The following is a 13,749-nucleotide window of genomic DNA, read 5'->3' as shown; positions in this document are numbered from 1 at the left end:
CCGGGTCGGTGCCGCCGCCACCTCAGCGGGCCCGGTCGATGGCGGCCTGGAGCGACCGCCGGTAGGACTCGCTGGTGGCGGTCGCCCCGGAGACGGTGTCCAGGTCTGCGCTCTGCCGCTGCACGACCTGCCCCGAGGTGCCGCTGTAGCGGCCGTCGACCTGGTCGCTGCGCCGGTCGGACTGCGCCGTCTCCTGCGGCAGCTCCAGGGCCACGGCGTCGACGATCCGGGTGCCCGAGAGGACGATCTGCACCTGCACGTTGCCGTACTCGTTCTCGACGACCGGCCCGGTGACCCGGCGGGTCGTCGCGCGCGGCGCGGCGGTGGTGGCACGCGGGGCCGGGGTGGGCCGGGCCGTGGTGGCGCGGGCCGTCGGGGTGCGGGTGGCGGCCGGGGTGGTGGCGCTGGCGCGGGGCTTCGCGCCGAGGGTGGCGCGGTCGGCCGACGGGGTGACCCCGCCCGACGGCGAGGCGACGGCCGGCGGGCCCTGGGCGGCCTGGCTGGCCCCCGGGGAGCCCTTGAGCACCACCAGGGCGGTGGTGCCGGCGGCGAGGCCGGTGATCGCGAGGAGCGCGCGACGCATGGGCAGGGACCTCTCGGCGATGGACTACAGCTCGAAGGTGGCGAGGCGGATCTGGCGGCGGGGCACGCCGGCCGCCCGCAGCGCGCGGACCGACTGCTCGACCAGGCCGGGCGGCCCGCACAGGTAGACGTCGCGGCGGGCCACGTCGGGCACCAGCTTGCGCAGCCCCGGCGCGCTGAGCACCTGCCGGGGGCCGGGGTCGTCGCGGGAGCCGACGACGTACCAGACGTCGGTGCCGCGTTCCTGGGCGAGCCAGTCCAGTTCCCGGTGCAGCAGCACGTCGTCGGGGGTGCGGGCCCGGTAGATCAGCGCCGCGCCCGGCGGCAGCTCCTCCAGCATGGCCCGCAGCGGGGCGATGCCGCTGCCACCGGCGATCAGCAGGGCCCGCTCCCGGCGACGGTGGGCGGCGGTGAACGTGCCCGCCGGGCCCTGCGCCCAGACCCGGGTGCCCTGCTCGACCTCGCGCAGGTCGGCGGTGTGCCCGCCGACCACCTTGACGGTCAGCCGCAGCCAGCGGCCGTTCGCGGCGGCGGAGACGGAGAACGGGTGCGACTGCCACCAGCAGCCCGGGGCGAGGAACCGCCAGCGCAGGAACTGCCCGCCGAGCAGGTCGAGCCGGTGCAGCCGCCGGCCCGTCAGGTAGATCGACACGGTGTCGCGGCTCTCCGCCACGACGTCGGCCACCCGCAGCCGGTGGCGCAGGTTGAACCGCAGCGGGGCGATCACCCGCCCCCAGAGCAGGGCGGCGACCACCAGCGCGTACGCGGCGAGCCAGCCGGTGCGCACCGGCCCCGGCGGAAAGAGCTGCGCGCCGTTGCTGAACTGGTGGCCGAACCCGAGCGCGACGGCGAGGTAGCTGGCCAGGTGCAGGTGATACCACAGCTCGTAGGGCAGCGCCCGGCGCAGCGCGCGGACCCCGGTGAGGCCGAGCAGCACCAGGATGCCGGCCGCGGCGAACGCGCCTACCATGTCCTCGTAGTCGGCCAGCAGCTCGCCGGCCTGGCCGAGCACCGACCGGCCCCCCTCGGCGGCGTAGCCGACCACGATCAGCGACAGGTGGGCCAGCACCGCGACCAGCAGGGTCGCGCCGACGTCCCGGTGCCAGCGGGAGACCCGTTCCGCGCCGGCCGACCGCTCGAACGCGCCGAGGCGGCTCATCATCAGCACCTGCACCAGCAGCAGGTAGCCGGCGACGAGGCCGGTGATGCGGCCGGCGGCGGTCAGCGCGGCGGCGCTGCCGTCCAGGGAACCGGCGGGGGTGTCCAGCCACCACGGCAGCACGGCGGCGACCAGGCCCGCCCAGAACAGGCCCACCAGCGCCCGCCGGCCGCCGGGCCCGCGCCGGGGCACCGCCGCCGGGGGTACGGGCGCAGCCGACCGGCCGCCGTGCGGGGCGGGGTTGCCCGTACGGCGGCCGGCGGTGTGGGTGTACGGGTGGGTCACGCGTACAGCTTCATGGGGGTGAACTTCTGCCGGGGGAAGATCTTGTCGACCTCGGCGGTGGTGAGCCCGAACCGGCCCTGCGCCACGGAGCCGTACACGTCGAACATGTTGTTGTACTCGGGCACGTCGCCGGAGTCGAGGTCGCTCAGGCCGTTCCACGCGCCCAGCAGCGAGCCGGCGAGCTTACGGCCGGACAGGACGGTGACCACCCCGCCGTGGCCGTGGTCGGTGCCGCCGCCGTTGGAGGCGACCCGGCGGCCGAACTCGCTGGACACCATGATGGTGACGTCGGCGGCGGCGTCGCCCAGGTCGGTGAAGAACGCGGCCAGCGCGGCGGCCAGCTCGCCGAGGCGGCGGTGCAGCTGCCCGCCGGGGCGGGTGCCCTGGTTCTCGTGGGTGTCGTAGCCGCCCATCCCGACGGTGGCGACGCGGACGTTCGCCCCGCCCTTGATGAGCTGGGCGAGCTGCCCGAACGCGTAGCCGACGCCCTCGTACTTGACGCCCTCGGCCGGCTGGTACGGCTTCGCGGCGAGCTTCTGGGCGGTGGCCAGCGCGCCGAGGCCGTCCTGCACCGCCTCCTGGACGGGGTGGTTGATCCCGGTGAACAGGCCCCGGATCGCCTTCTCGGTGGCCGCCCGGTATTTCTCGTCGCCATTGAGCCGCAGCGAGCCGACGCTGTTGATGGCCAGCGCGCCGTTGGTGCCGACCAGCGACCGGGGCAGGGTGCTGCCGATGCCGACGCTGCGGAACGCCGTGCCCTTGCCGAGGTTGTCGACGAGGCTGTCCAGCCAGCCCCGGCCGCCCGTCTCGCTGGGCAGCCCGCCGAGGTTGCAGGCGTCGGCGGCCTGGAAGTGGCTGCGGGACAGCCGCTCGTCGGAGACCGCCGGGACGAAGCCGAGCTGCCCGGCCTTGAGCCACTTCTCCAGCGGGGCGAACGCGCTGGTCAGCTTGAAGCCGCGGCCCAGGGCCAGGGAGTCGTCGCCGAGCAGCAGGTCGGGGCGGGCCTTGGCGAGCACCGGGTCGTCGGCCGGGGCGACCAGGCTCAGCCCGTCCAGCCCGCCGTAGAGGAAGACGTGGATCAGGGTGCCGGTCTTCGTCGCCGCGAACGAGGCGGAGGTGGTGACGAACTGGGCGGTGGCCAGGGCGGTCGCGGTGGCGGCGGCCCCGGCGACGAAGGTGCGCCGGGTGACGCCCCGGCCGTCCTGCTGGGCCTCCTCCAGCGCCTCCAGCCGGCGGTAGCGGTCGGCCTCGGCGGCGTTCTCGGCGGCGACGATGTCGGCCTCGGCCCGCAGCAGCGCCTCGGCCGGGTCGTCGGCCAGGCGGCGCAGGTCGGGGCATTCGGGGTGCAGGGGGAACGGGTGCACGGTCTTCTCCATCGGGTGCCTCGTCGGCTTCTCCATCGGGTGCCTCACCGCAGGTGGTGCTGGGGGGACGCGAGGATCGCCCGCGCGACGGCGGCGACGGCACCGTCGAACGTGGCGTCGACCCGGGTGCCCGCCGGGACGCCGGCGACATCGAGGATCAGTTCCCGCTCGCGGGCGCTGAGCTTCTGGTGCACGAGGCGCTGGGCCAGCGCGTCCACGTACGCCCCGGCGGTGGCGGGCGGCTTCGCGACCAGCTTCTCCGGCGGGGTGTAGGTGAACTGGGTGCGCCGGCCGCCGACCAGCTCGCCGGCCTCGTTCCAGCCGTTGACCATCGTGCCGGCGGAGGTCCAGGCGACGTAGACGTCGGGGTAGCCGTCCGGGGTGGGCTGGCCCATCGGATACTGGCCCAGCTCGCGCATCTTGTCCTGGACCTGCCGCAGCCCCTGGGCGAACGCGGTGCGCCGGCTGTCGCGCTGCTCGAACGCGGGCGACGCCTGCGGGGAGACGCCGAGGGTGCGGTACGTGGCGACGAGGTACTCCATCGGGCGGCGCACCTTCTGGCCGACGGACGCCCAGAACTCCGAGGAGCTGAACAGCGTCATCAGCATCGGCTTGATCATGCCCTTGTTCGCCGCGTACGTCTTGGCGAGCCGGTCCACGAGGGACTTCGGCGGGGTGTCCGAGACGAACCGGGTGGCGAGGCTCTGTGCCACGTACTTCGCGGTCGACGGGTGCAGCGCGATGTACGCGATGTACGCGTCGATGGCCGCGTCGGCCTTCTTCGGGTCGTCGGAGTTGTTGGCGTGGGTGAAGCCGAGGATCTTCACCTTGCCCAGGTAGTGCCGCTCGGGGCGGAACACGTACTGCCCGTCGTTGACGCCCCGGCCGGTCTGGAGCAGGGCGGCCTGCCGCACGTCCTTCTCGGTGTAGCCGCCGTCGACACCGACGGAGTACAGCTCCAGGTTCTCCCGGGCCAGGTTCTCGTTGACCGCGTCGGCGCGGGAGTCGTTCTGGTTGAGGTAGAGCAGCAGCGCGGGGTGCTTGTTCGCGGCGACCAGCATCTCCGGGTAGCTGCTCAGCGCGTGCTTGCGCACCACGTCGGTGTCGAAGGACGCCCGGTAGACCTCGCCGCCGTCGAAGTCGGCGGCGACGTGCAGGAAGTCGTTCCAGAAGTCGACCATCACCTCGAAGAGCTGGCGCTCCGACCAGATCTGCCGGGCGATGGTGGCGTCGACCAGCTCCCGTTCCGGCTGCGCGCCGCGCTCGTTGAGCGCGTCGCGCTGGTCGCGCAGCTGCTGCGGGCTGAGCTTGAGGGTGGGCAGCTCGGACAGCTTCAGCTCGGCCGCGCTGGGGGCGATCTTCTCGGGTTCGAGCTGCTGGCGGACCCACGCGTCGATGCCCATCCGCTTGATGTCGGCCAGCAGCTTCGGTGTGGCGCCGAAGGTGGCCCGGCTGGCCAGGTGCCGCACCGGGTCCTTGGCGAGCACCGTCTTGACCGTCACCTCGGTCGCCTCGGCGGCGGCGGCCGGGCCGGAGAAGGTGCGGCCACCGGTGGGCGTGTTCCGCTTCAGCGCCGCGCCGGCCCGGGAGCCCATGTAGCTCTCGTTCTGCTCCGTGTAGGTGCGCACGGTGCTGGGCTGCTGGCCGCCGGGGCGCACGGAGCTGCCGTCGGTGACGGTGGTGCCGGTGGCGTCGCCGATCGGGGCGTCGCCGCCGAGGTCGAGCAGGCCGCGTACCTGCGGGGTCATGGCCAGGGCCGCGCCGCCGGCCACCACGGCGGCGGTGCCGCCGATCGCGGCGAGGGCGCGGCGGCGGCCCACCCGGCGGCCGGGGTCGCCGTCGTCGTCCAGGTTGGGCAGTCCGGGGCCGCCGGGGCCGGTGGGCCCGCCGAGGCCGTCGGGGCCCACCCACCGCGGGCCGCGCCGGGCCGGGTCGTGGCCGGGGCCGACGACCGTCGGGTACGCGGACTGCGGGCGGCCCGGCTGCGGCCCGGCGGGGTACGGGGCCTGGTGGTACGGGGGTTGGCCCGGCTGGTGGCCGGCGGGTCCGTAGGCGGTGGATGGTCCGTGCTCGCGGTAGGCGTCCGGGCTGGGGTCCTGTCGCCCGTCCCAGGCGCGGTCGTCCCGCGGTCGGCGCGGTGGCACGTTCTGGTCGGCCATGTACCAATCCGTTTTCGTCTGGCGCCGGCGGGGCCCAGCCCGGGGGTGGGGCGGGTGCGGCGACTGTTGCCTGGAGGAGTTGCCAGGGAAGTTAACGACGGGTGGTGGCCGCTTCAAGGCGCTGCGGGCGGGCCGGGGAGGGCACTTAAGACGGCGCTCAACGCCGACGCCGCACGGTCCGGTTCGGGCCCTGCCGCCGAGGGTGTCCCGAGCAGGGCGGACGCGCACCCCGCAGGCCCCGGCTGCGACATTTCGCCCCGACCGGCCGCCGGCCGCGCCGATGGTTGCCACAGGGAAACTTAAGGCGGGGATAACCGGGCTCTCAGGTGCCGCGCGGACCGGCGGCGGACCCGCCCATCGAAAGTAGCAGCAGCAGGAGCGCGTGAGCCGCCACCGCAGCGGGTATGCCGCCGAACCGCTGAACGCGTGAGGGGAAGGCACCGCCATGCTCAGCAAAGAGGATCAGCGCAGGTTCGAACAGATCACCCGTCAGCTCCGGGAGAGCGACCCGGAGTTCTTCGCCCGCCTGGACCATCGGGCCCGGGCCCGTCGCGGCCGGTACCTGATGCTGTTGACCGTCGTGCTGTGGGCCTCGCTGCCGGCGGCGACCGTCCTGGCCGGCCGACCGGCCGGGGCAATCTTCGCGGCGGTGCTGCTGGCCAACGCCGCCGTCATGTGGCGGTTCCGCCGCCGCTGGTGGTAGCCGCGCCGTCGCCGTCGGCCTCCGGGCGGTCGGCCTCCGGGCGGAACCGGCCGAACTCCCGGTACGCCCGGCCCAGCCGTTCCGTCAGGCCGGGGCCGCCGAGCGCGGCCGCCGGGGCGCCGAGCTGCCGCAGCAGCAGGTCCGGCCCGGTCGCCAGGCTCGGCGGTCGGTCCGGCAGCGGCACCGGCGGGACCCAGAACCGGTCCGCCGCGTCGGCGAGCGGCGCGGCGGGCAGCGGGGCGAGCGCCCGCGCGGCACCGACGGCCGGCACGGCCCGGCCGTCGTCGTCCGCCGTGGCGACCGCTTTCCGGCCGTCGCCTGTGGACGGTGTGCCCGGGTCGTCCGGCGTGGCTGCCGCGTCCCGGCCGTCCCCGGTGGATCCCGGCACGGCGGTGCCGCCGTCGTCGCCTCCCCGGTCGGTGGTCGCGGCGCGCAGGGCCCGCAGCCGGTCCAGCAGGTCGGCGCGGCGGCGGCCCCGCCAGTGCAGCAGCTCGAACGGGTCCGCGTCGAACGCCTCCGCGAGCAGGTAGAACGTCGCCGCCAGGTGCTTGCACGGCACCGCGTGGTCGGGGCAGGAGCAGTGCTGGTCCAGCTCGCCGACGCCGGCCGGGAACAGCGGCACGCCGGTGGCCGCGAACAGCTCCTCCAACTCGGCCGGCAGGTCGCCGGCGAGCAGCCGGGCGCTGAAGAACGCCTGCGCCGCCAGCGCCGCCTCCACCTGTTCCCACCGCGCCGCCGGGAACGGCTCCACCGCGATCCGCACCTGGTAGGGCCGGGGGCGGGAGCCCTGCACGCGCGCGGTCACCACGCCGGGGGCGACGTCGAGGTCGAGCACCTGCCCCGCCCGCGCGTACGACCGGCCACGGGTGAGCCGGGTGCCCAGCGCGAACGACTCCAGCACCTCCAGGAAGCGGCGGGACCACCAGGACCGGCCGATCGCGCCCCGGGTGCTGCGGGCGCGCAGCCCGCCCTCGACCCGGCGGGGCCTGCCGTAGTCGGCGAACGGGCCGGTCACTCGACCACCGCCCCCGCCTCCAGGGCGAACAGCTCGCGCAGCCGCTCGGTGGACAGCTCGGTGACCCACTGCTCGCCGGTGCCCACCACGGACGCGGCGAGGCTCCGCTTCTCGGCGATCATCGCGGCGACCTTCTCCTCCACCGTGCCGGCGCAGACGAACTTGCGGACCTGCACCCGCCGCCGCTGGCCGATGCGGAACGCCCGGTCGGTGGCCTGGTCCTCCACCGCCGGGTTCCACCACCGGTCGACGTGCACGACGTGGTTGGCGGCGGTGAGGGTGAGCCCGGTGCCGCCGGCCTTGAGGGAGAGCACGAACAGCGGCGGTCCCGCGTCGGACTGGAACCGGGTCACCATCGCGTCCCGGTCGGCCTTGCCGACCCCGCCGTGCAGGAAGAGCACCTCGCGGCCGAACCGGGCCGACAGGTGGCCGCGCAGCATCCCGCCGAACTCGGCGTACTGGGTGAACAGCAGGGCCTTCTCCCCCGCCGCGAGCACCTCGTCGAGGATCTCCTCCAGCCGGGCCAGCTTGCCGGAGCGGCCGGGCAGGGCGGAGCCGTCGTGCAGGAGCTGGGCGGGATGGTTGCAGACCTGCTTGAGCCGGGTCATCGCCGCCAGCACCAGGCCGCGCCGCTCGATGCCGTCGGTGGACTCGATGCGGGCCAGCATGTCGTCCACCACCGCCCGGTAGAGCGCCGCCTGCTCGGCGGTGAGGTTGCACAGCACCTCCATCTCCAGCTTCTCGGGCAGGTCGGAGATGATCGAGGAGTCGGTCTTGAGCCGGCGCAGCACGAACGGGCCGGTCATCCGGCGCAGCCGCTCGGCGGCGTCGGCGTCGCCGTGCCGCTCGATCGGTTCGGCGTACGCCTTGCGGAAGCTGGCGGCCGGGCCGAGCAGGCCGGGGTTGGCGAACTGCATGATGGACCACAGGTCGGCGAGCCGGTTCTCCACCGGCGTGCCGGTGACCGCGATCCGGTGCCGGGCCGGCAGCGCCCGCACGGCCTCCGCCTGCCGGGTGGAGGCGTTCTTGATCGCCTGGGCCTCGTCGACGACGACCCGGTGCCAGTCGATCCCCGCGAGGTCGACGGCGTCGCGGGCGGCCACCGAGTAGGTGGTGAGGACCAGGTCCGCCGCGTGCACGGCCGCGACGAAGTCGTCGCCCCGCGCCCGCTCGGCACCGTGATGCACGTGTACGCGCAGCTTCGGGGCGAACCGGGCGGCCTCCCGCTGCCAGTTGCCGACCAGCGACATCGGACAGACCAGCAGGGTCGGGCCGGCATCGGGCGGGTCCCCGGCGAACAGGGCGAGCAGCTGCACCGTCTTGCCCAGCCCCATGTCGTCGGCGAGCACCCCGCCGAGGCCCAGCGACTGAAGGAACGCCAGCCAGGCCAGCCCGCGCCGCTGGTACGGCCGCAGCGTCCCGGCGAAGGCCGGCGGCGGGTCCAGCGGGACGAGCCGGCGCTCGGCCTGCCCGGCGAGCAGGTCGCCCAGCGCGCCGTCGGCGACGACCTCCAGCACCGGCAGCGCGTCGGCGGAGTCGGCCTCGGCCAGCCCGAGTCGCAGCAGGTCGGCCACCGTCAGCTCGCCCGCCGAACGCAGCAGCCGCAGGCCGGCGGCCAGCCGCCCCGGGTCCAGCTCGACCCAGCGCCCGCGCAGCCGCACCAGCGGGGTCTTCAGCTCCGCCAGCGCGGCCAGCTCCTCGGCGGAGATCGGCTCGTCGCCGAGGGACACCTCCCACCGGTAGTCGACCAGGGCGTCCAGGCCGAACCCGCCGTCGGCGGCGGCGACCGTGCCGGGGGCGGTACGGCTGCGCGCCTGCAACCGCGCGCCCAGCCGCGCCGACGGCCGCCGCCACCAGCCGGGCAGCAGCACCCCGAACCCGGCGGCGTGCAGCACCGGCGCGCCCTCGCGCAGGAACCGGTGCGCGCCCTCGACGTCCAGCTCCAGCGCCTCCGGCGTCGCCGTACGCAGGGCGGTGTCCAGCTCCGGCCAGAGCCGGCTGGCCCGGCCCAGCTCCGCGAGCAGGGTCTCCTGGGGCGAGTCGAGCCGGCCGGCGAGCCCGGACGGGGCGTGCGGGGACCGCCAGATGTGCCCGGCGTCCACGACGAGGCCCGGCTCGTCGGCGGCCTGGAGCCCGAACTCCACCCGCCAGCGGCCGGCGTCGACGGATCCGGTCTCCGCGCCGCCGCCCGGCCCACCGGAGTCGTCGGTGGCGTCGGCGGTGGCGGTCGCAGCGGTGGCGTCGGTGTCGGTGGCGGCGGTCGGGTCCAGCGCGGCGGCCAGGGCGTCGGCGATCGGGTCGACGGCCGGCTCCACCAGGCGGAAGCTGGCCCGGACCGCGCCGCCTGCCGCGTCCCGCTGCCAGTCGTCCAGCTCGGCGGCGAGCGCGTCGAGGGCGACCCGCTCGGCGGTGAACCCGCCGTCCGGCGCGGTGAGCGCCGCCAGCCAGGCCGGCACCGCGCCGCTTCGGCGGCCACCCTGGGTGAGCACGGTCCGGGTCAGCGCCGCCCGCGCGGCGGCGTCGGTGAGCGCGTCGAGGGCGTCGGCGACCAGTTCGCCGGCCGGCACGTCGGCGGCAGCGGCCCGCGCGGCCGGGGGCAGGGCCAGGGCGAGCGACCGGGCCCAGGCGGCGTCGGCGCCGGTGAGCAGGGGCCGCCACACCGCCCGCGCCCCGGCCTCGCCGGCACGACCCGGGCCGGCGGCGCGCGGCGCGGCGGAGGCACCGTCGAGTGGGCGGAAGGCGGTCGGTCGGGGCTCGGGTGCTCCGGCCACGCCGGGCAGGACCCGGCCCCGGCGGACCAGGTCGACGGCGAACCCGGCCAGCTCCGCGAGGTGCCGCAGCGTCGCGCCGGGCACCCCGGCCCGGTCACCGGCAGCGCGCAGCAGCGCGAGCGCGTCCGCCGGGGCGTACCGGAGGGCGGGAGCGCGCCAGCCGGCGAGGGTGACCGTCCCCCGGGCCGGTTCGGCGACGGCCGGGCGGACCAGTTCCGGGGAGTCGGCCGGCGAGCCGGCCCGGGTGGGCAGGCGCAGCAGCACCGACCCGGGCTCGGCGGCGGTCGGGGCCTGCGGTCCCGTGCTCTGTGGCGGTGCGCTCGGCGACCCCGAGCGCTGCGGCCCGGCGCTCGCCGGGCGGACCGAGGGGGCGACGGTCTGCGGCACGGCGCCCGCCAGGGCGGCGGCGAGGGCCGCGTGGTCGGCGGCGAACGGGTGGGGGCGCTCGCGGGGGGCCCGGCCCGGCCGGCGGGGCGCCTGCGGGGGCAGGGCGCTGTCCTCCGCCCAGACGACGAGCCCCGCGCCGGGCAGCCACGCCCCGTGGACGACCAGCACCGCTCCCCCTCCGCCGACGACCCCCGAGGATAGCCGGGCCCGGCGGGGCCACCGGGGCACCGGGCCGGGCCGCTACGGTCGGGGGATGTTCGACCTTCTGGTGCTCGGGGGGCTGGGGGTGGATCTGCGGGTACGGGTGCCGCAGCTCCCCCTGCCGGCCGCCGACTCGCTCACCGTGCCCCCGATCGACCTGCGGATCGGCAACACCGGCGCGGGGGTGGCGCTGGCCGCCCGCGCACTGGGGCTGCGGGTCGCGGTCGTCGACGTGCTCGGTGCCGACCCGGCCGGCGAGGTGGTGCGCCGGGCGCTGGAGCGGGCCGGGGTGCACGCCGAGCTGGTCGTCGACCCCGGCGGCACCCGCCGGTCGGTGAACCTGGTCGACCCCGCCGGTCGGCGGATGTCGCTCTACGACCCCCGCCCGTGGCAGGGGCCACCGCCGTTCACGCCGCAGCGGTTGGCCGCGCTCGCCCGGGACGCGGCGCACGTCCACGTCTCGATCATGGACTGGGTGCCGCCCCTGCTGCCCGGCCTGCGCGCCGGGCTGCCCACCGGGGTGGGCCTCTCCACCGACCTGCACGACTGGGACGGCGGCAACCCTTATCACCGGCCGTTCGCCGAGGTCGCCGACCTGGTCTTCGTCAGCGGGGTGCGGCTGGGCGACCGGGCCGGGGCGCTCGCCGCCGCCCTCGCTCCCCGGACGACGGCGGTCACCCGGGGCGCGGACGGGGCGGAGCTGTTCGCGGGCGGGGCCCCGCCCGTGCGGGTGCCGGCCGCCGTCGCACCCACGCCGGTCGTGGACACCAACGGCGCCGGGGACGCCTTCGCGGCCGGCCTGGTCGCGGCCCGGCTGCGCGGCGCGGGGCTGGCCGACGCGGCGGCGTACGCGGCCCGGGTGGCCGCCGCGGCCTGCGCCCACGACGGCATGGAGTACCCGCCGGGGCTGCTGCCGGCCCGGTGAACGCAGCGGCGGCAGCCCCGGCGAGCGGGGCGGGCAGTGAGCGGGGGCGGGCCGGTTCGCCACCGGGGCCGTTCGTGGTCAGATCGCGCCGGTGGAGCCGTCGGTCAGCTCGCGCAGGATGTCGGCGTGCCCGGCGTGCCGGGCCGTCTCCTCGATCATGTGCGTCAGGATCCAGCGCAGGGAGACCTCGCCGAGCTGCGGCTGCGGCACCACGTGGTCGAGGTCGAAGCGCGCCGCGACCTCCCGGGACCGGGCGCACGCCCGCTCGTAGCCGGCCACCAGGGACTCGATGGTGTCGGATCCGTCGAGGGTGAAGCTGTCCGCCGCATCCGCCTCGCCGGTGACGTGGACGTCGCCCGGCCCGGGGGCGAGCAGGGCCGGGAACCAGTTCCGCTCCACCATCGTCAGGTGCTTCACCAGGCCGGCGAGGGTGGTGCGGGAGGGCACCAGCCGGCGACGCGCGTCGGCGTCGGAGAGCCCGGCCACCTTGCGCAGCACGATGCCCCGGTGGAAGTCGAGGAAGGATTCGAGCACCGCGCGCTCGTCGCCGGTGCGCGCCAACACGGGGCCGAGGGTCGGGTCGATCTTGATCTCCGCCATCCCCGCACGCTACTTGTCCGATTCTGGTCGCGCTGCCCCGCGCGGCGGCCCCGCCGGGCGTAGATCTTGGTACGAAAGTGCCCCCAGAGGGGCCGAAAATCACCAAGATCTCCGGGTGACGGCCCTGCGGGGCGTCCGGTGCCGGGGCAGGATGGGCCCATGGCAGCAACGGCAGAGATCCCGCTGACGGGCGGCAGCGCCGACGGGCAGACGGTCAGGGTGGAGCTCGACAGCAACGGCCGACCGCCGCTGACCCACCACCACCTCGGCGGGCACGGGCTGGCCGAGGCCGAGATCTACGAGTTGGAGTCGACCGTCGGCGGGGATCAGGGGTGGCTCTACCGCTGGCGGGGGCCAGCCGTCTGACCGCCGACCGCCACCGCGGCGGTGGTGGGGTCAGGACGCCCCGACGCGCTTCACTCCACCCGGCGCAGGTCAGGCCGCCCCGGCGCGGGTCAGGGTCCGCGACCGCAGGCTCTCCAGCACCGCGCCCGTGACCTGGGAGGTCCCCCGGGCCTGGTCGCAGACCTCCGCCACCCGGCGGGCGGTCTCCGCGGCCCGCGCGTGCCGTTCGTCCCACAGGCGGTCGACCTCGGCCAGCAGCGGCCCCTCGACCTCGCGTTCCACGCCGCGCAGGGCGGGCACGCCGAGCCGCTGGGCGAGGTCGAAGACCTTCCCGGCGTACGGCAGGGGCAGGAACGGGGTGCCGACCATCGCCGAGAAGATCAGGAAGTGCAGTCGCATGCCGACGGCGAGGTCGAAGTGCCGCATCAGCCCCAGCACCTGCCGGGGCGAGTAGTCGCCGTGCAGGATGCGGCCCCGGTCGGCGGCGGTCATGTGCGACATCACGCCGTGCGAGTGCCGGATGTCGTCGCGTTCCATCGGCACGAAGAGCACGTGCGCGTCGATCCGGTGGATGAGGAAGTCGGCGATCTGCGCGATCAGCCGGTGGTAGCCGTCGACGTCGAGCCGCTCGGCGGCCCGGCCCGGCTCCCGCACGCTGAGCCCCACCAGCCGCTTGCCGTTCGGCACGCCCTCCTCGCGCAGCAGGTGCGCGGGGAACTCCTCCGGCTCCAGCAGGAACGCGGGGTCGGCGGTCACCGTGATCGGGTTGAGCAGCCCGGCCTCCTCCAGCACCATCCGGGACTCCTGGTCCCGCACGGTGACCTCGGTGGCGCCGGCCAGGGTCTCCCGCACCATGCCGGTGTCCACCCCGTCGCTGAGCGGGCCCACCCCGACCGCGTACGTGAGCAGGGGCAGCCCCCGCTCCTGGGCGACCCGCACGACGCGCAGGTAGCGGCGGGCCTCCCGGTCGTACAGGATGCCGCCGCCGCCGAGGATCAGCAGGTCCAGCTCGGCCAGCACCTCGGCCGAGTCGACCCGGCTCACCCCCTCCCACGGCACGGCCTCGACGTCGGGGTGCGCCTGGGCGGTGTGCGCCGGATTGCGGGAGAAGACGATGATCCGTGCGTCGGGCTCGTGTGAGCGCAGGTCGGCCAGCAGGCCGCTCAGGATCGCCTCGTCGCCGAGGTTGCGACCGCCGTACGAGCCCAGCACGCCGATCGTCGGTGCGGTGCGGTCCCTCATTGGCCTCGCTC

The 13,749-nt window shown here is 76.1% G+C and carries 11 protein-coding genes; 3 read left to right on the top strand and 8 right to left on the bottom strand.

Annotation, left to right across the window (positions count from 1 at the left end; translation table 11 throughout):
* Window positions 1-22: 22 nt before the first annotated feature.
* The 4 genes from ACVMYR_RS16250 to ACVMYR_RS16235 are packed head-to-tail and all read right to left on the bottom strand — an operon-like array spanning window position 23 to window position 5,549.
* Window positions 23-583: an FMN-binding protein gene (locus ACVMYR_RS16250; protein ID WP_228986909.1), complete on the bottom strand. Its 561-nt coding sequence runs from the start codon at window positions 581-583 to the stop codon at window positions 23-25.
* A gap of 24 nt (window positions 584-607) precedes the next feature.
* Complete coding sequence (locus ACVMYR_RS16245; RefSeq protein ID WP_457122149.1) at window positions 608-2,026, bottom strand: ferredoxin reductase family protein; 1,419 nt, start codon at window positions 2,024-2,026, stop codon at window positions 608-610.
* Window positions 2,023-3,402, bottom strand: coding sequence for a DUF1501 domain-containing protein (locus ACVMYR_RS16240; protein ID WP_077938906.1), 1,380 nt, complete (start codon window positions 3,400-3,402; stop codon window positions 2,023-2,025). The genes ACVMYR_RS16245 and ACVMYR_RS16240 overlap by 4 nt, the downstream gene beginning before the upstream one ends.
* 32 nt (window positions 3,403-3,434) lie before the next feature.
* The gene (locus ACVMYR_RS16235; protein ID WP_457122148.1) at window positions 3,435-5,549 is read right to left on the bottom strand and encodes a DUF1800 domain-containing protein; all 2,115 of its coding nucleotides are present in this window, start codon (window positions 5,547-5,549) and stop codon (window positions 3,435-3,437) included.
* Window positions 5,550-5,994: 445 nt separating this feature from the next.
* Between ACVMYR_RS16235 and ACVMYR_RS16230 the strand changes: the two genes are divergently transcribed.
* Complete coding sequence (locus ACVMYR_RS16230; protein WP_043967006.1) at window positions 5,995-6,252, top strand: DUF3040 domain-containing protein; 258 nt, start codon at window positions 5,995-5,997, stop codon at window positions 6,250-6,252.
* Here ACVMYR_RS16230 and ACVMYR_RS16225 read toward each other — a convergent pair.
* Together ACVMYR_RS16225 and ACVMYR_RS16220 are read right to left on the bottom strand one after the other, a co-directional pair.
* Window positions 6,221-7,267, bottom strand: coding sequence for an SWIM zinc finger family protein (locus tag ACVMYR_RS16225; protein WP_457122147.1), 1,047 nt, complete (start codon window positions 7,265-7,267; stop codon window positions 6,221-6,223). The two genes, ACVMYR_RS16230 and ACVMYR_RS16225, sit on opposite strands and share 32 nt — an antisense overlap.
* A complete protein-coding gene (locus ACVMYR_RS16220; RefSeq protein ID WP_228986908.1) occupies window positions 7,264-10,593 on the bottom strand; it encodes a DEAD/DEAH box helicase in 3,330 nt (1,109 codons plus the stop codon). The genes ACVMYR_RS16225 and ACVMYR_RS16220 overlap by 4 nt, the downstream gene beginning before the upstream one ends.
* Window positions 10,594-10,678: 85 nt before the next feature.
* On the opposite strand from ACVMYR_RS16220, the gene ACVMYR_RS16215 reads away from it, so the two are divergent.
* Window positions 10,679-11,551 carry a carbohydrate kinase family protein gene (locus ACVMYR_RS16215; RefSeq protein WP_077938899.1) on the top strand — a complete coding sequence of 291 codons (873 nt, stop codon included), beginning with the start codon at window positions 10,679-10,681 and terminating at the stop codon, window positions 11,549-11,551.
* A 78-nt stretch (window positions 11,552-11,629) separates the two neighbouring features.
* Here the strand turns inward: ACVMYR_RS16215 and ACVMYR_RS16210 are convergent, their stop codons facing one another.
* On the bottom strand, window positions 11,630-12,151 hold the full coding sequence (locus ACVMYR_RS16210) for a DinB family protein (RefSeq protein WP_077938898.1): 522 nt from the start codon (window positions 12,149-12,151) through the stop codon (window positions 11,630-11,632).
* A 159-nt stretch (window positions 12,152-12,310) separates the two neighbouring features.
* Between ACVMYR_RS16210 and ACVMYR_RS16205 the strand changes: the two genes are divergently transcribed.
* Window positions 12,311-12,517, top strand: coding sequence for a hypothetical protein (locus tag ACVMYR_RS16205; RefSeq protein WP_043966998.1), 207 nt, complete (start codon window positions 12,311-12,313; stop codon window positions 12,515-12,517).
* 69 nt (window positions 12,518-12,586) lie between these two features.
* Here the strand turns inward: ACVMYR_RS16205 and ACVMYR_RS16200 are convergent, their stop codons facing one another.
* The gene (locus tag ACVMYR_RS16200; RefSeq protein ID WP_077938897.1) at window positions 12,587-13,738 is read right to left on the bottom strand and encodes a polysaccharide pyruvyl transferase family protein; all 1,152 of its coding nucleotides are present in this window, start codon (window positions 13,736-13,738) and stop codon (window positions 12,587-12,589) included.
* Window positions 13,739-13,749 lie beyond the last annotated feature (11 nt).

Source organism: Micromonospora sp. PTRAS2 (assembly GCF_054052245.1).
The sequence above is the reverse complement of the archived record's forward strand: the minus strand, read 5'-3'. Positions and strand labels throughout refer to the sequence as shown.

What these genes read in the sequence shown, in the direction of transcription:
- ACVMYR_RS16235 (WP_457122148.1), bottom strand. Translation starts at nt 5,549, where the DNA reads ATGGCCGACCAGAACGTGCCACCGCGCCGACCGCGGGACGACCGCGCC.
- ACVMYR_RS16215 (WP_077938899.1), top strand. Translation starts at nt 10,679, where the DNA reads ATGTTCGACCTTCTGGTGCTCGGGGGGCTGGGGGTGGATCTGCGGGTA.
- ACVMYR_RS16210 (WP_077938898.1), bottom strand. Translation starts at nt 12,151, where the DNA reads ATGGCGGAGATCAAGATCGACCCGACCCTCGGCCCCGTGTTGGCGCGC.
- ACVMYR_RS16205 (WP_043966998.1), top strand. Translation starts at nt 12,311, where the DNA reads ATGGCAGCAACGGCAGAGATCCCGCTGACGGGCGGCAGCGCCGACGGG.
- ACVMYR_RS16240 (WP_077938906.1), bottom strand. Translation starts at nt 3,402, where the DNA reads ATGGAGAAGACCGTGCACCCGTTCCCCCTGCACCCCGAATGCCCCGAC.
- ACVMYR_RS16230 (WP_043967006.1), top strand. Translation starts at nt 5,995, where the DNA reads ATGCTCAGCAAAGAGGATCAGCGCAGGTTCGAACAGATCACCCGTCAG.
- ACVMYR_RS16250 (WP_228986909.1), bottom strand. Translation starts at nt 583, where the DNA reads ATGCGTCGCGCGCTCCTCGCGATCACCGGCCTCGCCGCCGGCACCACC.
- ACVMYR_RS16200 (WP_077938897.1), bottom strand. Translation starts at nt 13,738, where the DNA reads ATGAGGGACCGCACCGCACCGACGATCGGCGTGCTGGGCTCGTACGGC.